The following is a 20,018-nucleotide window of genomic DNA, read 5'->3' as shown; positions in this document are numbered from 1 at the left end:
GATATCCACGCCATGTGTAGTCCCGTCGGCCGCCGCCGCAGGCCTGCCTGCCGCGTGCGGCGCTGCGGGACGGCCGGAGGACAGTGTCAGTGACTGCGGGCGACCGTGCGTGCGCGGTTCTTTTCCAGCATCACCGCGATGCACCACAGCAGCAGGCCACCGAAGGCCGTGGCTGCGCCGACATAGCCGGTGGTGGCGGGACTGAAGCCGGCGCTGATGGCCATGCCACCCAGCCACGGTCCCAGCGCGTTGGCGGTGTTGAACGCGGCATGGTTGGAGGCCGCAGCCAGCGTCTGCGCTTCTCCCGCCACATCCATCAGGCGGGTCTGCAGCACGGCGGCGAGCGCACCCATGGTGCCCACGGTGATGATCATCGGGCCGATGGTCCACACCGACTGCGCAGCCAGCGGATACAGCAGCAGCATCACGATCGACCACGCCAGTACCAGCGCGGCGGCCTTGAAGTGGAATCTGTCCACCAGCCAGCCGCCGGCGATGTTGCCGATGATGGCGCCGATGCCGAACACACCCACGGCGAGCGGCATCCACGATTCGGCAACCCCGGTCACCTGCACCAGGGTCGGCGCAAGATAGGTGAACACACAGAACATGCCGGCGAATCCGACCGCACCGATGGCCAGTGCCAGCCATACCTGCGTGGTGTTGAAGGCGCGCAGCTCGCGCATCGGCGAGGTGCGCACCTCCTCCGGGTCGGGCAGCAGGAAGCGCGCGATCATCGCAACGGTGGCAATGGCCAGCAGGGTGACCAGCGCAAACGCCGTACGCCAGCTCAGTTGCTGGCCCAGCCAGGTGGTGAGCGGGTTGCCGATCAGGATGGCGATGGACAGGCCGAGCAGCACGCGCGACATCGCCTGGCCGCGCTGGCCGGCCGGGCTGATCGCCGCCGCTACCAGCATCGCCACGCCAAAGTAAGCGCCATGCGGAAGGCCCGCGACGAAGCGCGCGATGAGCATGGTGGCGTAGTTCGGTGCCAGCGCGCTGGCCAGATTGCCGACTGCATAGAAGCCCATCAGCGCCAGCAGCAGGCGACGGCGCGGGAAGCTGGCGCCGACGAACGCCAGGACCGGTGCACCGACCACCACGCCGATGGCGTAGGCGCTGATGAGATGGCCGACCTGTGTTTCGGTGATCGACAGGCCACGACTGATTTCCAGCATCAGGCCCATGCTGGCGAACTCGCTGGTACCGATGGCAAAGCCGCCGAGCGACAGGGCGAGGATGATCAGGGTGCGCTGGCGGGGCGTCAGCTGCGCGGCCAGGGAGGAATTGGGGCTCATGCGGGGGCGCAGGGGGCGGGGGAGCAGGCTATTGTACTGCTGCACCGCAACAGGGGTCATCGCCGGCTGCCAAGAATCAGCGTCCGGCCAGTGGTAGTGCTGCGCACCGCATGTTGACGGGATCTCCATTTCCATGAACATCTCCATAGCGGAGCAGAGCACCGTGCGGGTGCCTGCCCAGGCAGCTGCATCGCTGTCTTCCGCGAGACCTCCGCGGTTGGACAATCGCGGATGCACGGTTGTTACACCCTTCGTTCCCTGTCGCGACGGTCTCCGGGCCGGTGCGTGGCCTAGCTCAAGGTGCTCCATGACACTTTCCATCCGTACTGAAACGCCGGCCGACATCGCCGCCATCCATGCCCTGACCACCGCCGCTTTCGCCACGGCCGGACACAGCAGTCACACCGAGCAGTACATCGTTGATGCGCTGCGCGAGCGCGGCGAGCTGAGCATCTCGCTGGTGGCCGACGCGGCCGGAGAAGTCATCGGCCACGTCGCTGTTTCGCCGGTGTCCGTCAGCGACGGCAGCAGCGGCTGGTACGGCCTGGGCCCGATCTCGGTGCTGCCGGAGCGACAGGGGCAGGGCATCGGTGCCGCATTGATGCGCGCGGCCATCGAGGCCCTTCGCCAGCAGCACGCGCGAGGCTGCGTGTTGCTGGGCGAGCCGGCGTACTACGGTCGTTTCGGCTTCCGCGCCGAGCCGGGGCTGGTGCTGCCGGGCGTTCCTGCCGAGTATTTCCAGGCGCTGTGCCTGCAGCCGCCACTGGCGCAGGGAGAGGTGCGCTACTCCCGGGCGTTCGAAGCGACCGCCTGATCGCGGGCGTTCAGCCGGCGTGCCGAAGATGGATCAGCGGATACGGACGGCCCTGCGAATCCAGCGCTGAGCGGCCGGTCTCGATGAAGCCCATGCGCAGGTAGAACCCCACTGCCTGCGCATTCTGTGCATTGACGTCGGTGCTCAGCTGCGGATGCACGGCCAGTGCGTGCTGCAGCAGCTGACGGCCGATGCCGGTGCCGCGCACGTCCGGGTCGATGAACAAGGCTTCCAGATGCGTCCCGTCGATCAACATGAAGCCCAGAGGACGATCATCTGCATCCACGGCCACGGTGGTCGGCGCCTGGGGCAGGAAACCAGCCACTTCGGCATCGATGGCCAGGCGGTCTTCAGGGCTGAGGAAGTCATGGGTGGCGTCGACGGCGCGGCGCCACAGGTCGACGAGTGCGGCACCGTCATCGGCGCGCGAGGGGCGCAGGGTGGTCATGGGCGGGAACGTGAAGCGGGCAGGCAGCACAGTATGACGTCATTCTGGCATCCGCTGCGCAGCCCGGCGTTACACTGTGCGCCTGAGCTCCGCCGCCTCACGGAAACCGCCATGACCGACGCCCCGGGTGTACCGGTGCACGACGCCGACGAACAGTGGATGCGCCATGCGTTGGCGCTGGCCGAACGCGCGCAGCGCGAGTTCGACGAGATCCCGGTCGGTGCGGTGCTGGTCGGTGCCGACGGCCAGCTGCTGGGTGAGGGCTGGAACCTCAATATCGCTTCGCACGATCCCAGCGCGCACGCCGAGATCGTGGCGATGCGTGCCGGCGGCAAGGCGCTGGCCAACCATCGACTGTTGGGCAGCACGCTGTACGTGACGCTGGAGCCCTGCGCGATGTGCGCGATGGCAATCGTGCATGCGCGCGTGTCGCGGCTGGTCTACGGTGCCAGCGACCCGAAGACCGGTGCCTGTGGCAGCGTGTTCGACCTGCTGGGCGACGCGCGCCACAACCACCGCGTGGAGATCCACGGCGGGGTGCTGGCCAAGGAGGCGAGCACGCGGCTGACCAACTACTTCCGCGCCAAGCGCGGCAAGCCGCCCCTGTTGCTGGAAGGCCCGGCGGACGAGGGATGAGCAGCGAAAGGGTATGATGGGCGCCCCTTTCCTTTCCCGGCGGCCCGCGGGCCAGCCCTGCAGCGAGACGACACGATGGTGGAGAACGGCGCGGCCAACGAGCGATTGATCTGGATCGACCTGGAAATGACCGGGTTGGATACCGACAACGATTCGATCATCGAGATCGCCACCGTAGTGACCGATGCCCAGCTCAACGTGCTGGCCGAAGGCCCAGAGTTCGCCATCCATCATCCGCTGGAGACGCTGGAGGCGATGGACGAGTGGAACCGCAACCAGCATCGTCGTTCCGGCCTGTGGCAGCGCGTTCTGGACAGCAGCGTGACCCTTGCCCAGGCCGAGGCGCAGACGGTGAATTTCCTGGCGGAGTGGATTCCGGCTGGCCTGTCGCCGATGTGCGGCAATTCGATCTGCCAGGATCGCCGCTTCCTGCACCGGCAGATGCCGCGCCTGGAGAAGTACTTCCACTACCGCAACCTGGATGTGTCCACGGTGAAGGAACTGGCCAGGCGCTGGGCGCCGGGCGTGGCCGCTGGCGTCGGCAAGAACAGCAGCCATACCGCACTCAGCGACGTGCATGATTCGATCAACGAGCTGCGCCACTACCGCCGGTTCATGGGCGCGCTTTCGGGGTTGCCGACTGCCTGAACGACGACGCCGGGCATGGCCCGGCGCTACCCATCGTTCAACCGCGTGGCGCTACTATCGGCCCATGAACGAGCCGATCCTGCTGCCGCGCGATATCGCCCACGACGCCCGCGACTGGTCCGACCTGCAACGGGCGGTGGCACTGCTGGAGGCGCCGACCCTGACCGCGCGCATGGCCAACCTGGTCGGCACGCCGCTGGAGTTCGCAGTGAAGGCCCTGCCGACGTCGGTGTCCAGCCGCATCCACGGCGCGGTGCAGGCGGCGCTGTCGAAATCCGCGCAGGCGGCGCTGTGGAGCATGGACAATTCACCCGGCAAGGGCGCATCCACCCGCTGGCACAAGGTGGCTGCCGCAACGTCCGGCGCGGTCGGCGGTGCCTTCGGTTTTGCCGCGTTGTTCATCGAACTGCCGGTGTCGACCACCATCATGATGCGCGCCGTGGCCGATGTGGCGCGCAGCGAAGGCTTCGACCTGTCCGAGTTCAGCACCCGCCAGGCCTGTCTGGAGGTGTTCGCGCTGGGCGGCAATTCGCCGCGCGACGACGCCAGCGAGACGGGCTACTACCTGGCCCGCGGCTTCACCACCGATGTGATGCGCCACCTGTCGGCCGAGCTGGCCGGCCGCGTGGTGACCGGCCGCGACCTCACCCTGGGCGTGGCCCCGAAGGAGGCCGGCAAGCTGTTGGCCAAGCTGGTGGAGAAGGTCGCCGCGCGTTTCGGTGTGGTGGTGACCGAGAAGTTCGCCGCGCAGGCGGTCCCCATCGTGGGTGCTGCCGCCGGCGCCACGCTCAACACCATGTTCACCGACTACTACCAGGACATGGCACGCGGGCATTTCATCGTGCGCCGGCTGGAGCGCAAGTACGGTGAGGATGTAGTGCGCACCTGCTATGACCGCGTGGCGCATGGCGGCGCCCTGATCGAGCCGACGCTGTAACCGGTGTCGGGGTCAGATCCCTTTGCCGTGCAAAGGGATCTGACCCCGGGCGAGACCTCGGGCGAGCCTATCATTGCCCCGGCGGAACAACTGTTTTGCCAGTCCGTGCCTGTTGCCCGGCGGGCGCCATCCCCATTCTTTGCGGCACTCCCCCGCAAGAGATGGCCGACATGCTGTTCACTCCCCACCGCCTGGGCGCACTGACCCTGCCCAACCGCATCGTGATGCCGCCGATGACCCGTTCGCGTGCGGCCCATGGCAATGTTGCCACCGCCGAAATGGCGGCGTACTACGCGCAACGTGCCGGCGCCGGCCTGATCATCAGCGAAGGCACCCAGATCAGCCCGCAGGGCCAGGGCTATGCCTGGACGCCGGGCATCCACAGTCCGCAACAGGTACAGGGCTGGCGCCAGGTCACCGATGCGGTACACGCGGCGGGCGGACGCATCTATGCGCAGCTGTGGCACGTGGGCCGCGTTTCGCATGTTGCCCTGCAGCCGAACGGTGAGGCGCCGGTGTCGTCGTCGGCACTGCTGGCCGAAGGCGTGAAGGTGTTCGTTGACCCGACCGGTGCCGGCCCGGAGGCCGGCGTCGGCGAGATGATCCAGCACTCGATGCCGCGCGCCCTGCGCGAGGACAAGATTCCTGGCATCGTCGAGGACTACGCACGGGCGGCACGCAATGCACTGGCGGCGGGCTTCGACGGGGTCGAGCTGCATGGGGCCAATGGCTATCTCATCAACCAGTTCATCGATTCGCAGGCCAACCAGCGCACCGATGGCTATGGTGGCGCGCTGCAGAACCGGCTGCGCTTCCTGCGTGAGGTGACGCGGGCGGTGGTCGAGGTGGCGGGCGGCGACCGGGTGGGGGTGCGCCTGGCGCCGCTGACCACGCTGCAGGGGGCGGTGGACGATACGCCGCAGGCCACCTATCTGGCGGCCGCGCATCTGCTGGGTGGGCTGGGCGTGGGCTACCTGCACATCGCCGAAGCCGACTGGGACGACGCACCACCGATGCCGCTGGCGTTCAAGCAGGCGCTGCGCATGGTCTATCCGGGAACACTGATCTACGCCGGCAAGTACACCGCCGAGCGCGCCGAGCAGGCACTGGCCGAAGGCTGGGCCGACCTGATTGGTTTCGGCCGGCCCTTCATCGCCAACCCGGACCTGCCGGAGCGGCTGCGTCAAGGTTCGGAACTGAACCTGCCGGACCGCGCGACGTTCTTCGGAGGCGGGGTGGCGGGCTTCACCGATTACCCGACGCTGGAAGAGAGCGTCGCTGCCTGATTCCGCATCCGCCGGGCATGGCCCGGCGCTACCCGTGCCGACCGTTTGAGCAGGTAACGCCGGGCCATGCCCGGCGAGCGCGCAGCGCGGGATGAGGCGCGGCGGTCAGGGCGTGTCGCGCACCAGCGCGTCGGCCTCGACCACGCCACCGTCCTTGCCGTGCAGGTACAGATGCATGTCCTGCTGCGGGTAAGGAATGTTGATACCAGCCTTGTCGTAGCCCAGCTTGATCTGCTCGAGCAGCGTCACCTTCGTGCCGAACCAGTCGGCCGACTTCACATAGCAGCGGATGCCCAGATTGATCGCGTGCGCGCCCAGCTCGTAGACCACCACGTCCGGCACCGGCGTCTGAAGTACGCGCGGGTCGGCCTTCATCAGCGCGAGGGCGGTATCGCGCGCCAGCTGGATGTCGTCGTCGTAGCCGATGCCGATCACCAGCTCGACGCGACGGGTCGGTTCGGCCGTGAGGTTGATGATCGGCGCCGCGGTGATCAGGGTGTTCGGAATGGTGGTGTGCTGGTTGTCAGCGCCGGTGATGACGGTCTGGAAAATGCGCACTTCGCGTACCGTGCCGGTCTGGCCGGCGACCGTCACCACATCACCCACGCGGAACGGGCGCAGGGTCACCAGCATCACGCCTGAAGCGATGTTGGACAGCGAATCCTTCAGCGCCAGGCCGACGGCCAGGCCTGCAGTACCGAGCACGGCCAGCAGCGGGGTGATCTTTACGCCCAGCGTGCCGATGGCCAGCACCACCACGATCACCAGCGACGCCGCATACACCACGTTGCGCAGGAAGCTGCCCAGCATCGGGTCGGCGCCCATTCGCGCGGTCGCGCGCGGCATTGCGTTGGACAGGCGGCGTGCCACCCACAGGCCGACCAGCAGGACCACGATGGCGGCCAGCAGGGGCACGCCATAGGTTTCCAGCAGTCGCTCCCAGTTCAAGGTGTGGAACCAGGAGGACGTGGCGGGCGTAGCGGGTGCGGCGGCGATCATGCGGGTGGTCCTCTGCTGCGGAAGTGGGCTGCCTAGGGCAGGGCGTGCGCGCACGCCAGAAACAGCAAGCCCCGCAGAGGCGGGGCTTGCATGCAGCAGCAGTATGGGCATACGTCGATGAAAACGACGTCAGCCTGCAGCCTTCAACGCATCATGCGCTGGCCTTCAGCTTGGCCAGGCGCAGCCAGGTATCGACCACGGTGTCCGGGTTCAGCGACACCGATTCAATGCCTTCCTGCATCAGCCATTCGGCCAGGTCCGGGTGATCGGACGGGCCTTGGCCACAGATGCCGACGTACTTGCCCTTGGCCCGTGCCGACTTGATCGCCATCGACAGCAGTTTCTTGACGGCCGGGTTACGTTCGTCGAACAGGTGGGCGACGATCGACGAGTCGCGGTCCAGGCCCAGGCTGAGCTGGGTCAGGTCGTTGGAGCCGATCGAGAAGCCGTCGAAGATCTCCAGGAACTCATCGGCGAGCAGTGCGTTGGACGGCACTTCGCACATCATGATGATCTTCAGGCCGTTCTCGCCCTGCTTCAGGCCGTTCTGGGCGAGGACTTCCACCACCTTGCGGCCTTCTTCCAGGGTGCGCACGAACGGAATCATGACCCACAGGTTGTCCAGGCCCATTTCGTTGCGCACGCGCAGTACGGCCTTGCACTCCAGCGCGAAGGCGGCCGAGAAGCTCGGATCGACATAACGGCTGGCGCCGCGGAAGCCGATCATCGGGTTCTCTTCGTGCGGCTCGTAGTTGCTGCCGCCGATCAGGTTGGCGTACTCGTTGGACTTGAAATCCGACAGGCGCACGATCACCGGGTTCGGCGCGACCGACGCGGTGAGGGTGGCGATGCCCTCGGCCAGTCGGTCCACGTAGAAGCTGACCGGGTCGCCATAGCCGGCGATCTTCTCGTCGATCTTCTTCTTCGTTGCCGCGTCCTGGCGGTCGTACTCCAGCAGCGCGTTCGGGTGGATGCCGATGTGGCTGGCGATGATCATTTCCAGGCGCGCCAGGCCGATGCCGGCGTTCGGCAGCTGGCCGAAGTCGAAGGCACGTTCCGGGTTCGCCACGTTCATCATGATCTTCAGCGGAGCCGGCGGCATGTTGCCCAGATCGGTGGTGGTGCGCTCAAAGCCGAGCTTGCCTTCGTAGATGAAGCCGGTATCGCCTTCAGCGCAGCTGACGGTGACCAGCTGGCCGTCTTCGATGACCTTGGTGGCGTTGCCCGAGCCGACCACGGCCGGTACGCCCAGCTCGCGGGCGATGATCGCGGCGTGGCAGGTACGGCCACCGCGGTTGGTGACGATGGCCGAAGCGCGCTTCATCACCGGCTCCCAATCGGGATCGGTCATGTCGGCAATCAGCACGTCGCCCGGCTGCACGCGGTTCATGTCGTCCAGCGTCTTCACCACGCGGGCCACGCCCGAACCGATCTTGGCGCCTACGGCACGGCCTTCAGCCAGCACGTTGCCGCCCTTTTCGGTCAGCGCGAAGCGCTCGATCTGGGTGGCGTGGCTGCGCGACTTCACCGTCTCCGGGCGCGCCTGCACGATGAACAGCTTGCCGCTGACACCGTCCTTGGCCCACTCGATATCCATCGGGCGGCCGTAGTGCTTTTCGATCACCAGCGCCTGCTTGGCCAGTTCCTGCACGTCCTCGTCGCTGATCGAGAAGGTGTTGCGCAGTTCGGCCGGAGTGTCCTCGATCCTGACGCGCTCGCCGGGAACGTCCGAATACACCATGCGGATCGCCTTGCTGCCGAGCGAGCGGCGCAGGATCGCCGGCTTGCCGGCCTGCAGGGTGGGCTTGTAGACGTAGTACTCGTCCGGGTTGACCGCGCCCTGCACGACCATTTCGCCCAGGCCGAAGGACGAGGTGACGAACACCACGTCGCGGAAGCCCGATTCGGTATCCAGGGTGAACAGCACGCCGGAGGAACCTACGCCCGAGCGCACCATCAGCTGCACGCCGGCGGACAGGAACACGTCCTCATGCTTGAAGCCGTGGTGTACGCGGTAGGCGATGGCGCGGTCGTTGTACAGCGAAGCGAACACTTCCTTGACCTTGTGCACGACATCGTCGGCACCGGTGACGTTGAGGAAGGTTTCCTGCTGGCCGGCAAACGAGGCATCCGGCAGGTCTTCGGCGGTGGCCGAAGAGCGCACCGCCACGGCCACGTCGCCGCCGCCGTTCTCGGCGCTCAGCTTGGCGTACGCGGTCCGGATGTCCTGGTCCAGCTGCGGCTGCAGCGGAGCGTCGATGACCCAGCCACGGATTTCCTTGCCGGCCGCGGTCAGCGCGGTAACGTCCTCGACGTCCAGCGTGGCCAGCTTGTCGAAGATGCGCTTGGACAGATCGTTGTGCGCGATGAAGTCCTTGAAGGCTTCAGCGGTGGTGGCATAACCGCCTGGCACCGACACGCCCAGACCGGCCAGATTGCCGATCATCTCGCCCAGCGACGAATTCTTGCCGCCTACGCGGGCCAGGTCGGCCAGACGCAGTTCGTGCAACCACAGGATGTTCTCGTTCAAGCGCGATGCTCCGTTTGGCCATCGCCCGAGGCGGGCTGTAATGGCCGCGTCCGTAGGAAGAAGCCGATATGATGCCGGGCAGAGTACCGTCGGCACAAGCTTGTGCTGGCGGCCTTTTTAGGCTTCGTAGGGGGTAAAAGCGCGCATGTCGACCATCCGCCCGGTGTTCTATGTTTCCGATGGAACCGGTATCACCGCTGAAACCATTGGACATAGCCTGCTGACCCAGTTCTCCGGGTTCAGCTTCATTACCGATCGCATGTCGTTCGTCGATGACCCCGAAAAGGCCCGTGAAGCCTGTGCCCGGATCCAGGCGGCGGGGGAGCGCTACCAGGTCCGGCCGATCGTGGTGAACTCCTGCGTGGACCAGAGCCTGAGCCTGATCCTGGCAGACAGCGGGGCGCTGATGCTGGACGTGTTCGCGCCGTTCATCGAGCCGCTGGAGCGGGAACTGTCCAGCCCGCGCTTGGCCCGGGTCGGCCAGGCCCACGGCATGGTCGATTTCGACACCTACCACCGCCGCATCAATGCGATGAACTTCGCCTTGACCCACGACGACGGCATCGCGGTGAACTACGACGATGCCGACGTGATCCTGGTGGCGGTGTCGCGGGCCGGCAAGACCCCGACCTGCATCTACCTGGCCCTGCACTACGGGGTGCGCGCAGCCAACTACCCGCTGACCGATGAAGACCTGGAAAGCGACCGCCTGCCTGCGCGGCTGCGCAACTACCGGCGGAAGCTGTTCGGCCTGACCATCGACCCGGACAGGCTGCAGCAGATCCGCCAGGAGCGCCGGCCGAACTCGCGCTACGCCAATCTGGAAACCTGCCGGCGCGAAGTGGCTGCGGCCGAGACCATGTTCCGCATGGAGAGGATTCCGACCCTGAGCACCACGCACACCTCCATCGAGGAAATCTCCAGCAAGGTGCTGGGCACGCTGGGGCTGCAGCGCGAAATGTACTGATCCTCTCCCGGCGGCGCCGGCGATGCCGGGCCACGCTGGATGGCTGCGCTGCGTGCTCGCCGGGCATGCCCCAGCGCTACCCGTCGGCGCGTGGCTGGACAGGGACGATCGCGGCCGGTGGGTTGGCTGCGGCTTGAACCGCCCCCACGTTGAACCACCAACGTGTAGGATCGACCCATGGCCCGAGCCTTGCCCCGAACCGAACGCATTCCCCGCCTGAGCCGGCTGAGCTGGCTCATGGGCCTGTATGCGGAAAACTACCGGCACCTGGTGCGCCTGTTCGCACCGGCCGAGCTGGTTGCGGGCAGCTACATCTCTTCGGTGGGTGATGGTCTGGATGTGCGTCTGGACGTGATCGAGTGCCATCGCTACACCGTCGAACTGCGCCTGACCTACGACCTGGCCGACCCGGTGACCGGCGAGCCGGACCCGTCGGCCTATGTGCGCCTGTACCGCGACGCACGCCAGGCTGAAACCACCCATTGCTACGTCGGCCGCCGCTGGCAGGACACCATGGGGCTGTATCCGCCGCCGGCCGAACTGATCAGCCACCGCATGCGGATGAACACCTTCCTCGGCAAGTGGCTGGAATACCTGGCCGAGCGTGGCCATGGCGTGGCCACCCTGCGTCGCGATCCGGACGGCAGCGCGGCAGCCGATGGCGAGCGTCGCCTGTCGCTGGTGCGCTGATCGGCCATAATCCGGGGCTGACCTGCCGCCGGATGCCGCCATGCCGTATACCCCGATCGTCGCCACCCTGGGCTATGTGCTTTCGCCCGACGGGCGCCAGGTGCTGATGATCCATCGCAATACCCGCCCCGGCGACCACCATCTGGGCAAGTACAACGGCCTGGGGGGCAAGATCGAGCCGAGCGAGGACGTGGCAGCCGGCATGCGCCGCGAAATCGCAGAGGAGGCTGGCATCGCGTGTACCTCGATGCGTCTGCGCGGCACCATCAGCTGGCCGGGTTTCGGCAAGCACGGTGAGGACTGGTTCGGGTTCGTGTTCGTGATCGACGGCTTTGAAGGCAGCCCGCACGGCGGTAACCATGAGGGCACGCTGGAGTGGGTGGACCTGGACAAGCTCGACACGCTGCCGATGTGGGAGGGCGACCGCAATTTCCTGCCGCTGGTGTTCGACGCGGATCCGCGTCCATTCCACGGGGTGATGCCGTACAAGGACGGACGCATGCAGAGCTGGTCGTTCAGCCGGCTGTGAGCCGCGTCGAGGCAGTGCGGATTAATACCCGGGTGATATTGACGCCATAAAATTGCCCGGGTAATATTTCCGCATCGACCCGGTGCCCGTGCCATGTCCAATGCTCCCCTTCCGCCGTTCAGCTGCTTCGACGGTCATCGACTTGTCGCTTCCGGTACGCCGGACGTCGCCGCGCTGGCGCTCAGGCAGCTGCGTGCCGATGCGGCTGCCGGCCCGCTGCTGGTGTTCGACAACGCCACCGGCCTGACCCGGGATTTCGACACGCGTGGCAGCGTCGCGCAGCTGCTGGTGCGTATCGCCCAGGCCTTCCCGGCATCACGCGCGGACGCCGATGTGCAGACGGCGGCCACCGATGAGCCGGTGGTGGCGCGCGGGCGCGGGCGACCGAAACTGGGTGTGGTCGCGCGCGAGGTCACGCTGCTGCCGCGTCATTGGACCTGGTTGGCCGGACAGCCGGGCGGCGCCTCGGTGGCGCTGCGGCGGCTGGTGGAAGCGGCCAGCCGGGCCGGTGCCGATCTGGACCGGCAGCGCCGCAACGCCGAGCGCGCGTATCACTTCCTGCAGACCATCGGCGGCGATCTGCCCGGCTTCGAGGAAGCCACGCGTGCGCTGTTCGCGCACGACCGCGCGCGCCTGCAGGCTGTGCTGGAAAGCTGGCCTGTCGACGTACGCAGCCACGCTTTGCGTCTGGCCTTCGACGAACCTGCCGGCAGCACCGACGACTGACCTGCCGCCCCGCACATGCAAGCGGCCGCGCTGACCGCGGGCCGTTACTCCTCCCACCTGCGTCTCCTGCTGGCCCCTTGGCCGGGCAGGGCAACGCCTTGCCCATGGAATGCCAATGAATCCCCCATCACTGTCCGCAGCGCCTGTGGCGCCCCCCCTGTGGCGCGCCTATCTCGGGTTGTTGCTGCCGATGCTGTTGACCAACGCCCTGCAGCTGGCCTCCGGGACGCTCGACAACATCTACCTCGGCCACCTGCTCGGTGCACATGCGGTGGCCGCGGCGGCAGCGGTGTTTCCGATGTTCTTCCTGTTGCTGGCCCTGGCAATGGGCCTGGCTACGGGCGCCACGGTGCTGATCGGGCAGGCGTGGGGCTGCGGTGATGTGGTGCGGGTGCGGCGGGTCGCCGGAACGGCGGTCGCGCTGATGCTGGCGGTGTCGTTGCTGGTGATGGTGGTCGGCAACCTGTTCGCACCGCAGCTGCTGCAGGCGCTCGGCACACCGGCGCCGATCCTGGGTGAGGCCATCGCCTACGCGCGCATCGTGCTGAGCGGCGTGCCGGTGATCTTCCTGCTCTGGCTGGCAACGTCGGTCAGCCGCGCGGTGGGCGATGCGATTTCGCCGCTGCACGCGTTGCTGATCGCCACCTTGATCGGCCTGCTGTGTACACCCTTGCTGATCGTCGGTGCTGCAGGCCTGCCGAGGATGGGAGCAGCCAGCGCCGCATTCTCCGCGGTGCTGGCTTCCACGCTGGCGTTGGCCTGGCTGTCGTGGCGCTGGCGCCGACAGGGGCATCCGCTGGCACCCGATCGTGATCTGCTGCGCGCGGTGCGCGTGGATGCGGGCACGGCGCGATCAATGTTGCGGATCGGGGTGCCGTCGTCGCTGCAGATGCTCAGCCTGGCCGTTGCCGAAATCGTACTGCTGGGCTGGATCAACCGGCACGGGTACCTGGCGACCGCCGCCTATGGCGCGGTCAACCAGCTGATGAGCTGGGTGCAGCTGCCGGCGATGTCGCTGGGCATCACCGCCACTGTACTGGCTGCGCACGCGATGGGCGCAGGGCGCGTGGCGCGGCTGCCTGCGATCGCCCGCACCGGTGCGTGGCTGGGGGGCGGGCTGCTGGCTGCGGTGGTGGGGCTGGTGATGCTGTCGGCACCGTGGCTGGTCGGCCTGATCCTGGACGCACCGGACGTACGCGCACTGGCGACAGAGCAGCTGCGCACGGTGGCCTGGGGCGTGCTGGCAATGGGCGGCGCCTCGGTGCTGGTGGGCGTGATGCGCGGCAGCGGCACGGTCGTGTGGCCGGCGCTGCTCGGAATGGCGGCCATCGTGCTGCTGGAACTGCCGCTGGCGGCCTGGCTGCATGCGCGGCATGGCCTGGCGGGACTGTGGTGGGCCTGGCCGCTGGGACTGGTGATGATGCTGGTGCTGCAGCTGTTCTGCTTCGCTGGTTGGCGGCGCCGGATTGCCCGCTGAGCGCCTGGGCGCCTGGCCGCTGCGCCCGCCGGGCATGGCCCGGCGCTACCGGGCCGGCATCCTTGAGGTAGCGCCGGGCCATCCCCGACGGAAAACGATCACTGCCGGTGCGCCAGCAGCAGATGGAAGTGCTTCTCGCGCTGCTGGCCATCGTTGCCTTCCGCGGTTTCACGGTGTGCCCGCCAGGCCGAAACACGGAAGCCCGAGATCCGCAGCGCGCGTTCCACCGCCTCCAGTTCGTGCAGGTGGAAGGTCGAGGCAAACGGCAGACCGCGCATGAAAGTGGCATCGCCGAACGCCAGGCACAGGCGGCCGCCAGGGCGCAGCACCCGCGCCAGTTCGTCCAGCACCGGCGCCAGGTTCGGCCAGAAGTAGAGGGTGTTTACGCTCAGCGCCGCGTCCATGCAGGCATCGGTGACGGGCAGGGCGTGGGCGTCGCCATGGCGCAGTTCCGCGCGATCACCCAGGCCGGTCGAGGCCAGTCGCTGGTTGCCGGCCGCAACCATGGCGGTGGACAGTTCGATACCGAGGTAGCGGCTGTTGGCCGCTTGCAGCAGCAGGGGCGCGAACGCGCCATTGCCCGGGCCGATTTCCAGCACGCTCTCGCCTGCAGCGGTCGCGAGCAGGCGGATGGCGGCCTGGTTGAGCCCGCCATTGCTGCGGTTCATCGCGTCGGCCACGTCCAGGGCGTGGTCGCCATGGGGCATCCGCAGTTGAGCAGCCAGGGTGGCTGCGTCCAGCATCGGCATCGTCCGGTGAGGGGATCAGGACGTGGCGACGGCGGGTCCGCCGCTGACCATAGCGCCAGAGAGCCGGCTTGGGAAGGGCGGAAACCCCGCCAGAAGTGATGAGCAAATGTCCACCGTCGCAGTCGGTGAGAACGGGTTGTCCACAGGGGGTGTGGATTACGCGTGGGCAACTTTGTGGATAAGCCTCGACAGGCGCCACCCCCCTAGGCTGTCAAGATGGGTGGCGAAAAATTCACCGTTGGTGACGATGCGTGAGCGACCGGTGAAGGGGGAACGCGGGCCGTGCTGTCGCCAGCGGCTGCGCTCGCGGTAACCTGTGGTCCTTGATGCCCCGTGAGACTTCATGAAACGTCACTTCTCGATGCTGCGCGAGTTCCAGCTGGCGGACTGGTTCACCCTGGCCAACGCCTTCTGCGGCACCGGCGCGGTGTTCGCCGCCATGCGCTTCCTGCAGGATGGCGAGCGTGGCTACCTGCTGTTCGGCATGGCGTTGATCCCGCTGGCCTTCATCTTCGACGCGCTGGACGGCCGCATCGCGCGCTGGCGCAAATCCAGTTCGACGCTGGGCCGCGAGCTGGATTCGCTGTCCGACGTGATCTCCTTCGGCGTGGCCCCGGCCGCGCTGGCCTATGCCTGTGGCATGCAGGGCGGGTGGGACTGGCTGGTGTTGAGCTACTTCGTCTGCTGTGGCGTCAGCCGCCTGGCCCGCTACAACGTGACTGCCGAGGCGCTGGCCGGCGACGAGGGCAAGGTGAAGTTCTTCGAGGGCACCCCGATCCCGACCAGCCTGGTGCTGGTGATCGTGCTGGCGATCGCGGCGGGTACCGACGCGATCGGCCCGGACATCTGGCTTGGCCAATGGCAGCTGGGTCCGTGGCAGTTGCATCCGATGGTGCTGCTGTTCGCCCTGTCCGGGTCGCTGATGATCAGCAAGACCCTGCGTATTCCCAAGCCATGACGGCATCCTGCGGAGGCCTGCGATGACCAGTTCGGCCCATGACGCCGGCAGCAGCGATTTCGAGACTCTGGCCCGGCAGTATTTCGGGGCTTGGGGCGATGCCCTGCGCCATGCCTCCGCCGCCGGTGCGCCGGGCAGCGGCGATGCCGGCAGCTGGCAGCGCCTGTTTGACGGCTGGAGCCAGATGCTGCCCGAGCAGGGGCCGGGTGCGCCGGAGGACGCGGTGCGCCGGTTCCGCGAGCAGGCGGGCAGCTGGTACGGCACGATGCAGGAGGTCGCCAGCCGCTTCGCCGGTCGCGATGCCAGCAGCGCAGAAGTGGCACAGGCCTGGCGTGAGGCAGTGCAGGGCCAGGGGGATGGCCTGCTGCAATGGATGCTGCAGGGCGCGCGCGGCAGCACCCAGGCCGGCGGTTCGTTGCCGGAGTTCGCCAACTGGCTGCAGCAATGGCAGCTGCAGGCGGGCCCGTGGCTGCAGAGCCCCGCCTTCGGTCCCGGCCGTGAACACCAGGCGCGCTGGCAGGCCCTGCTGCGCGCGCAGGAGGATTACCAGCAGCAGTCACGCGCCTATGTCGAACAGATCCGGCAGGCGCTGGACGAGGCCTTCGAGCTGTTCGAGCAGCGGCTGGCCCAGCATGAGCAGCCCGGCAGCCAGTTGACCAGCGCGCGGGCGATGTTCGACCTGTGGATCGAGGCGGCCGAAGAGGCTTACGCCAAGGTGGCCCTGTCCGAGCCGTTCCAGCAGGTCTATGCCGACCTCGGCAACGCACAGATGCGCCTGCGCGCTGGGCTGCAGCGCGAAGTGGAGCAGGTAAGCGAGCGGATCGGCCTGCCGACCCGTTCCGAAATGGATGCCGCGCACCGTCGCATTGCCGAGCTGGAGCGCAGCCTGCGTCGCCTGCAGGCGCAGGTGACGGTGCTGGCGGGTACGGCGACGGTGGATCCGGCCGCACAGCCGGCCCCGGCCAGGGTGAAGCCTGGCACTCGCAGGGCGGCCGCGAAGAAGGCGGCGCCAGCGCCGAAGGCTGCAGTCAAGAAGGCTGCAGTCAAGAAGGCTGCTGCAAAGCGTGCGCCAGCCAGGAAGGCGACATCCCGTACTTCCTCGCGGAAAACATGACCGATGAAGGGACCTCTGGGCTTCAATGCCGATGACCTGATGCAGGAGACCCTGGCCATGCAGCGCAAGCTGATGGAAGGGCTGAAGCTGCTGCCGCAGGTGGAAGATGTCGATTACGGGGTGACCGCCCGCGAGGAAGTCTGGCGTGATGGCAAGGTGGTGCTCTATCGCTTCGTCGGCGAACAGGCACCGACCCGGCGGACGCCGCTGCTGATCGTCTACGCACTGGTCAACCGCCCCTACATGGTTGACCTGCAGGCCGATCGCTCGCTGGTGCAGAAGCTGCTGGCACTGGGGCAGGACGTGTACGTGCTGGACTGGGGCTACCCGGATCGATCCGAACGGTTCCAGACGCTGGAGGACTACCTGCTGCGCTACATCGAGGGCGCGGTGGATGCCCTGCGCGCGCGCAGCGGCGGCCCGGTGGACCTGCTCGGCATCTGCCAGGGCGGTGTGTTCGCGCTGTGCTATGCGGCGCTGCGCCGGCAGAAGCTGGGCAAGCTGATCACCATGGTGACGCCCGTTGATTTCCACACCGCCGACAACATGCTCTCGCACTGGGCGCGGCAGGTGGACGTGGACCTGCTGGTGGACACGCTGGGCAACATCCCGGCCGACCTGATGAATGCCAGTTACCTGATGCTCAAGCCGTTCCGCCTGAACGTGCAGAAGTACGTGGGCCTGCTGGACATCCTCGATGACAAGGCCGCGCTGGAGGATTTCCTGCGCATGGAGAAATGGATCTTCGATTCGCCGGATCTGGCGGGCGAGGCGTTCCGCGACTTCATCAAGCAGTTCTACCAGGACAACGCGCTGGTGAACGGTACGGTGCGGATCGGCGAGGAAGCCGTGGATCTGTCGCAGGTGACCCTGCCCGTGCTGAACATCTATGCCGAGCAAGACCATCTGGTGCCACCGGATGCGTCGCGCGCGATGCGGGGGCGCCTGGGCACGGAGGACTACACCGAGTCCAGTTTCCACGGGGGGCATATTGGAATCTACGTGTCCGGACGGGCGCAGCGCGAAGTGCCAGCTACGATTGATGGCTGGTTGAAGGCCCGGGACGGGAAGGGCTAGTCTCAGGCGCTCTGGACGGGCTGGAGCCAAGGATGCTGTCGCACAAATCACTGCTGGTTGCAGCGCTGCTGCTGACCCCTGCATGGGCCCCTGCGGCCCCGGGCCCCGTAGCGCGCGGCGAAATCGCGCAGCTGATCTCCGGCCTGGACGGCTCCCAGTGCCGTTTCCAGCGCAACGGCCGCTGGTACGACGGCAGCAGTGCGCGCGCGCACCTGCAGCGCAAGTACGACTACCTGCTGAAGAAGGACCTGGTGGACAGCGCCGAGCAGTTCATCGAACGCGCGGCCACCCAGAGCAGCATGAGCGGCAAGGCCTACCGCATCCAGTGCCCCGGGCAACCGGAGCAGGCGTCGGCCGCATGGTTCAGCGCCCGGCTGCAGGCGCTGCGCCAACGCACGCCGTAGACAGGGGGGCGGTGTAGAGTCGAGTCCTGTTCGACTGCTTTATGCACTCCCAGGAGGATCCGCCATGAGTACCGCGCCCCGCACGTTGTCGCGCTCGCTGAACGACCGGATGATCGCCGGGGTGATGGGCGGCATCGCGCATCGCTTCGGCTGGAATTCCACGCTGCTGCGGGTGGTCTTCGTACTGGTGTCGCTGGCATCGGCGGCATTCCCCGGCATCCTGGTCTATCTGATCCTGTGGCTGCTGATTCCCAACGAGGCCGATTGAACCGTCCTGCCATGGTCCGGCCGATCTGGCTGCGTGCCTTGCAGGTGCTGGGTGCAGCCTGGACCGTCCCCAATTCGCTGATCGGCCTGGTCGGAGGCCTGGCCGGGCTGCTGGGCGGTGCGACGGTGCGCTGGAGCGGCCGTGAGTGCGCGCTGGTGTTCGATCGCTGGCCGTGGGGGCCCGGCGGCGCGATCACGCTGGGCAACGTGATCCTGCATACCGGCCATGATCTGGCCATGCCGTGCCGGACCTATGGGCATCAGGCGGGGTGGGGGGCGGAGCCGCTGATCCGGCTGGACGACCATGAGCGCGCGCACGTCTACCAGTACCTGGTGCTGGGGCCGCTGTACCTGCCGGTGTACCTGCTGTGCGGCGGGGTGAGTGCGCGCAACCCGTTCGAGCGGGCGGCGGATCATTACGCCCGGTTCGGGCACGGCTGGTGGCCGTAGTCTGCAGCCAACGGCACAGCCCCTCGTGGGCGGCAATGCGCTTTGTCGCCAAATGCAGAACCGGCGGGCTGGTCGGTCGGGTCGGGTTCGCGGGGGTGGCCGCGGCATCCGTGCCGCGGACACCCCCGCGACCCCAACCCGACCGCCCTCTGACAGAGGGCTGTGGCCTGCACCAGCCACGGAAAAGAAGAAAGAACAGCAGAAGCGGGTCGCCCGCTGCGCGTGCTCGTGTAGAGCCGAGCCTGCGCTCGGCTTCGTGGACTGACCTGAAAGCAGCCGAGCGTGGGCTCGGCTCTACAAAATGCGGTCGGCCAGGCTGCTTTTGCTTTTGATCTTCTTTTTCTTTTCCGTGGGTGAACGTGCCCGAAGAACTGTCAGGGGCCGGGCGGGGTGGGTTCGCGGGACCGTTGGCGCCGTGGATGGCGCCATCGAGCCCCCAGGGACGGGTTTACGGCGTGTCCCGCGAACCCACCCCGCCCGGCCCAATCACATGAAACGCGTTACACGACCGCCCGCGAGGGGCTGCGCCGTTGGCGGGAATTCCCTTGGAATTCGTTAGCTGGAAGTTAAAGATCCGTAAGCATTCTGCTGCGATCCCGCCGTCATCTGCATGCAACCGATCGTCATTAGCCTGCGTGACGTTCCAGTCAGGTACGACGCGGTAAGCTCCTCTCCGATGGGCTCGCAGCATCGCTCATCGAGTGCAGTACGCAGTAGCAATTTGGAGGAATACATCACATGGCAATCGTTCTCTATGTCGGTGGTAGCAAGGATGGCGAGAAGGGCGTGGTGCCCTATGGCTTCAGCAAATCGCGCGCCGACACCGCGCTGGGGCCGGAGTTCTACACCGAGCGGTTCATGGAACTGCAGGGTGTCGGCAAGGTCAGGCTGATGGCACTGGAAGGCATGCGTGACGAGATCGTCATGCAGCGCGCCGCCCGCCACTACCGCTGACCCTCGCAACACGCGGCAGGGCGCGCCCACCATCGCGCGCCCGCGCCGGCATCCCAGCCC

At 67.2% G+C, this 20,018-nt stretch carries 22 protein-coding genes; 17 read left to right on the top strand and 5 right to left on the bottom strand.

The window, feature by feature from the left end:
• Nucleotides 1–86 precede the first annotated feature (86 nt).
• Nucleotides 87–1,298: an MFS transporter gene (locus ACX9OW_RS07130; protein WP_277380827.1), complete on the bottom strand. Its 1,212-nt coding sequence runs from the start codon at nt 1,296–1,298 to the stop codon at nt 87–89.
• A gap of 307 nt (nt 1,299–1,605) precedes the next feature.
• Between ACX9OW_RS07130 and ACX9OW_RS07125 the strand changes: the two genes are divergently transcribed.
• Nucleotides 1,606–2,112, top strand: coding sequence for a GNAT family N-acetyltransferase (locus tag ACX9OW_RS07125; protein ID WP_065175327.1), 507 nt, complete (start codon nt 1,606–1,608; stop codon nt 2,110–2,112).
• 10 nt (nt 2,113–2,122) lie between these two features.
• On the opposite strand, the gene ACX9OW_RS07120 is transcribed toward ACX9OW_RS07125, so the two are convergent.
• Nucleotides 2,123–2,560 (bottom strand): acetyltransferase, encoded by a 438-nt coding sequence (locus tag ACX9OW_RS07120; protein ID WP_253119950.1) that lies wholly within the window; start codon nt 2,558–2,560, stop codon nt 2,123–2,125.
• A gap of 111 nt (nt 2,561–2,671) precedes the next feature.
• Here ACX9OW_RS07120 and tadA point away from each other — a divergent pair, with 111 nt between their 5' ends.
• From tadA to ACX9OW_RS07100, 4 genes are all read left to right on the top strand, one after another.
• Nucleotides 2,672–3,196: a tRNA adenosine(34) deaminase TadA gene (gene tadA / locus ACX9OW_RS07115; RefSeq protein ID WP_053517868.1), complete on the top strand. Its 525-nt coding sequence runs from the start codon at nt 2,672–2,674 to the stop codon at nt 3,194–3,196.
• 75 nt (nt 3,197–3,271) lie between these two features.
• Nucleotides 3,272–3,844, top strand: coding sequence for an oligoribonuclease (gene orn, locus ACX9OW_RS07110; protein WP_053517870.1), 573 nt, complete (start codon nt 3,272–3,274; stop codon nt 3,842–3,844).
• A 64-nt stretch (nt 3,845–3,908) separates the two neighbouring features.
• Entirely contained in the window at nt 3,909–4,781 is an 873-nt protein-coding gene (locus ACX9OW_RS07105; RefSeq protein ID WP_053517871.1) for an EcsC family protein, read from the top strand.
• A gap of 170 nt (nt 4,782–4,951) precedes the next feature.
• Nucleotides 4,952–6,067 (top strand): alkene reductase, encoded by a 1,116-nt coding sequence (locus tag ACX9OW_RS07100; protein WP_459062113.1) that lies wholly within the window; start codon nt 4,952–4,954, stop codon nt 6,065–6,067.
• A gap of 105 nt (nt 6,068–6,172) precedes the next feature.
• Here ACX9OW_RS07100 and ACX9OW_RS07095 read toward each other — a convergent pair whose 3' ends face one another.
• Nucleotides 6,173–7,066 (bottom strand): mechanosensitive ion channel family protein, encoded by an 894-nt coding sequence (locus ACX9OW_RS07095; RefSeq protein ID WP_193396694.1) that lies wholly within the window; start codon nt 7,064–7,066, stop codon nt 6,173–6,175.
• Between the two features lie 151 nt (nt 7,067–7,217).
• Nucleotides 7,218–9,596, bottom strand: coding sequence for a phosphoenolpyruvate synthase (ppsA, locus tag ACX9OW_RS07090; protein WP_346475620.1), 2,379 nt, complete (start codon nt 9,594–9,596; stop codon nt 7,218–7,220).
• Between the two features lie 145 nt (nt 9,597–9,741).
• On the opposite strand from ppsA, the gene ppsR reads away from it, so the two are divergent.
• The 5 genes from ppsR (at nt 9,742) to ACX9OW_RS07065 (ending at nt 13,985) form a co-directional block, all read left to right on the top strand.
• Nucleotides 9,742–10,563 (top strand): posphoenolpyruvate synthetase regulatory kinase/phosphorylase PpsR, encoded by an 822-nt coding sequence (gene ppsR / locus ACX9OW_RS07085; RefSeq protein WP_053517875.1) that lies wholly within the window; start codon nt 9,742–9,744, stop codon nt 10,561–10,563.
• Between the two features lie 177 nt (nt 10,564–10,740).
• Nucleotides 10,741–11,253, top strand: coding sequence for a DUF1249 domain-containing protein (locus ACX9OW_RS07080; RefSeq protein ID WP_053517876.1), 513 nt, complete (start codon nt 10,741–10,743; stop codon nt 11,251–11,253).
• Nucleotides 11,254–11,293: 40 nt separating this feature from the next.
• Nucleotides 11,294–11,782: an NUDIX hydrolase gene (locus ACX9OW_RS07075; RefSeq protein ID WP_053517878.1), complete on the top strand. Its 489-nt coding sequence runs from the start codon at nt 11,294–11,296 to the stop codon at nt 11,780–11,782.
• Nucleotides 11,783–11,875: 93 nt separating this feature from the next.
• Nucleotides 11,876–12,508, top strand: coding sequence for a DUF2239 family protein (locus ACX9OW_RS07070; protein ID WP_111187038.1), 633 nt, complete (start codon nt 11,876–11,878; stop codon nt 12,506–12,508).
• Nucleotides 12,509–12,623: 115 nt separating this feature from the next.
• Nucleotides 12,624–13,985 carry an MATE family efflux transporter gene (locus tag ACX9OW_RS07065; protein WP_459062112.1) on the top strand — a complete coding sequence of 454 codons (1,362 nt, stop codon included), beginning with the start codon at nt 12,624–12,626 and terminating at the stop codon, nt 13,983–13,985.
• Between the two features lie 98 nt (nt 13,986–14,083).
• Here the strand turns inward: ACX9OW_RS07065 and ACX9OW_RS07060 are convergent, their stop codons facing one another.
• Nucleotides 14,084–14,734, bottom strand: a complete 651-nt coding sequence (locus ACX9OW_RS07060) for a class I SAM-dependent methyltransferase (protein WP_053517883.1) — start codon at nt 14,732–14,734, stop codon at nt 14,084–14,086.
• A 343-nt stretch (nt 14,735–15,077) separates the two neighbouring features.
• Here ACX9OW_RS07060 and ACX9OW_RS07055 point away from each other — a divergent pair, with 343 nt between their 5' ends.
• The 7 genes from ACX9OW_RS07055 to ACX9OW_RS07025 all read left to right on the top strand — a co-directional run bounded on the left by ACX9OW_RS07055 (nt 15,078) and on the right by ACX9OW_RS07025 (nt 19,958).
• Nucleotides 15,078–15,692, top strand: a complete 615-nt coding sequence (locus tag ACX9OW_RS07055; RefSeq protein WP_053517884.1) for a CDP-alcohol phosphatidyltransferase family protein — start codon at nt 15,078–15,080, stop codon at nt 15,690–15,692.
• A 22-nt stretch (nt 15,693–15,714) separates the two neighbouring features.
• The gene (phaE, locus tag ACX9OW_RS07050) at nt 15,715–16,806 is read left to right on the top strand and encodes a class III poly(R)-hydroxyalkanoic acid synthase subunit PhaE (RefSeq protein WP_164153103.1); all 1,092 of its coding nucleotides are present in this window, start codon (nt 15,715–15,717) and stop codon (nt 16,804–16,806) included.
• Nucleotides 16,807–16,809: 3 nt separating this feature from the next.
• Nucleotides 16,810–17,883 carry a class III poly(R)-hydroxyalkanoic acid synthase subunit PhaC gene (gene phaC / locus ACX9OW_RS07045; protein WP_459062111.1) on the top strand — a complete coding sequence of 358 codons (1,074 nt, stop codon included), beginning with the start codon at nt 16,810–16,812 and terminating at the stop codon, nt 17,881–17,883.
• Nucleotides 17,884–17,915: 32 nt separating this feature from the next.
• Nucleotides 17,916–18,287, top strand: coding sequence for a YfeK family protein (locus ACX9OW_RS07040; protein WP_445394347.1), 372 nt, complete (start codon nt 17,916–17,918; stop codon nt 18,285–18,287).
• 64 nt (nt 18,288–18,351) lie between these two features.
• Nucleotides 18,352–18,555: a PspC domain-containing protein gene (locus ACX9OW_RS07035; RefSeq protein ID WP_074899197.1), complete on the top strand. Its 204-nt coding sequence runs from the start codon at nt 18,352–18,354 to the stop codon at nt 18,553–18,555.
• An 11-nt stretch (nt 18,556–18,566) separates the two neighbouring features.
• Nucleotides 18,567–19,004 carry a hypothetical protein gene (locus tag ACX9OW_RS07030; protein ID WP_445394580.1) on the top strand — a complete coding sequence of 146 codons (438 nt, stop codon included), beginning with the start codon at nt 18,567–18,569 and terminating at the stop codon, nt 19,002–19,004.
• Nucleotides 19,005–19,742: 738 nt separating this feature from the next.
• On the top strand, nt 19,743–19,958 hold the full coding sequence (locus tag ACX9OW_RS07025) for a hypothetical protein (protein ID WP_005410085.1): 216 nt from the start codon (nt 19,743–19,745) through the stop codon (nt 19,956–19,958).
• The last annotated feature ends 60 nt before the right edge of the window (nt 19,959–20,018 follow it).

The organism is Stenotrophomonas genospecies 5 (assembly GCF_054473825.1).
Note: the sequence above shows the minus strand (reverse complement) of the source record. Positions and strands in the feature narration are given on the sequence as shown.

Coding starts and splice junctions, on each gene's coding strand:
- ACX9OW_RS07130 (WP_277380827.1), bottom strand. CDS start 1,298: ATGAGCCCCAATTCCTCCCTGGCCGCGCAGCTGACGCCCCGCCAGCGC.
- ACX9OW_RS07125 (WP_065175327.1), top strand. CDS start 1,606: ATGACACTTTCCATCCGTACTGAAACGCCGGCCGACATCGCCGCCATC.
- ACX9OW_RS07120 (WP_253119950.1), bottom strand. CDS start 2,560: ATGACCACCCTGCGCCCCTCGCGCGCCGATGACGGTGCCGCACTCGTC.
- tadA (WP_053517868.1), top strand. CDS start 2,672: ATGACCGACGCCCCGGGTGTACCGGTGCACGACGCCGACGAACAGTGG.
- orn (WP_053517870.1), top strand. CDS start 3,272: ATGGTGGAGAACGGCGCGGCCAACGAGCGATTGATCTGGATCGACCTG.
- ACX9OW_RS07105 (WP_053517871.1), top strand. CDS start 3,909: ATGAACGAGCCGATCCTGCTGCCGCGCGATATCGCCCACGACGCCCGC.
- ACX9OW_RS07100 (WP_459062113.1), top strand. CDS start 4,952: ATGCTGTTCACTCCCCACCGCCTGGGCGCACTGACCCTGCCCAACCGC.
- ACX9OW_RS07095 (WP_193396694.1), bottom strand. CDS start 7,066: ATGATCGCCGCCGCACCCGCTACGCCCGCCACGTCCTCCTGGTTCCAC.
- ppsR (WP_053517875.1), top strand. CDS start 9,742: ATGTCGACCATCCGCCCGGTGTTCTATGTTTCCGATGGAACCGGTATC.
- ACX9OW_RS07080 (WP_053517876.1), top strand. CDS start 10,741: ATGGCCCGAGCCTTGCCCCGAACCGAACGCATTCCCCGCCTGAGCCGG.
- ACX9OW_RS07075 (WP_053517878.1), top strand. CDS start 11,294: ATGCCGTATACCCCGATCGTCGCCACCCTGGGCTATGTGCTTTCGCCC.
- ACX9OW_RS07070 (WP_111187038.1), top strand. CDS start 11,876: ATGTCCAATGCTCCCCTTCCGCCGTTCAGCTGCTTCGACGGTCATCGA.
- ACX9OW_RS07065 (WP_459062112.1), top strand. CDS start 12,624: ATGAATCCCCCATCACTGTCCGCAGCGCCTGTGGCGCCCCCCCTGTGG.
- ACX9OW_RS07060 (WP_053517883.1), bottom strand. CDS start 14,734: ATGCCGATGCTGGACGCAGCCACCCTGGCTGCTCAACTGCGGATGCCC.
- ACX9OW_RS07055 (WP_053517884.1), top strand. CDS start 15,078: ATGAAACGTCACTTCTCGATGCTGCGCGAGTTCCAGCTGGCGGACTGG.
- phaE (WP_164153103.1), top strand. CDS start 15,715: ATGACCAGTTCGGCCCATGACGCCGGCAGCAGCGATTTCGAGACTCTG.
- phaC (WP_459062111.1), top strand. CDS start 16,810: ATGAAGGGACCTCTGGGCTTCAATGCCGATGACCTGATGCAGGAGACC.
- ACX9OW_RS07040 (WP_445394347.1), top strand. CDS start 17,916: ATGCTGTCGCACAAATCACTGCTGGTTGCAGCGCTGCTGCTGACCCCT.
- ACX9OW_RS07035 (WP_074899197.1), top strand. CDS start 18,352: ATGAGTACCGCGCCCCGCACGTTGTCGCGCTCGCTGAACGACCGGATG.
- ACX9OW_RS07030 (WP_445394580.1), top strand. CDS start 18,567: ATGGTCCGGCCGATCTGGCTGCGTGCCTTGCAGGTGCTGGGTGCAGCC.
- ACX9OW_RS07025 (WP_005410085.1), top strand. CDS start 19,743: ATGGCAATCGTTCTCTATGTCGGTGGTAGCAAGGATGGCGAGAAGGGC.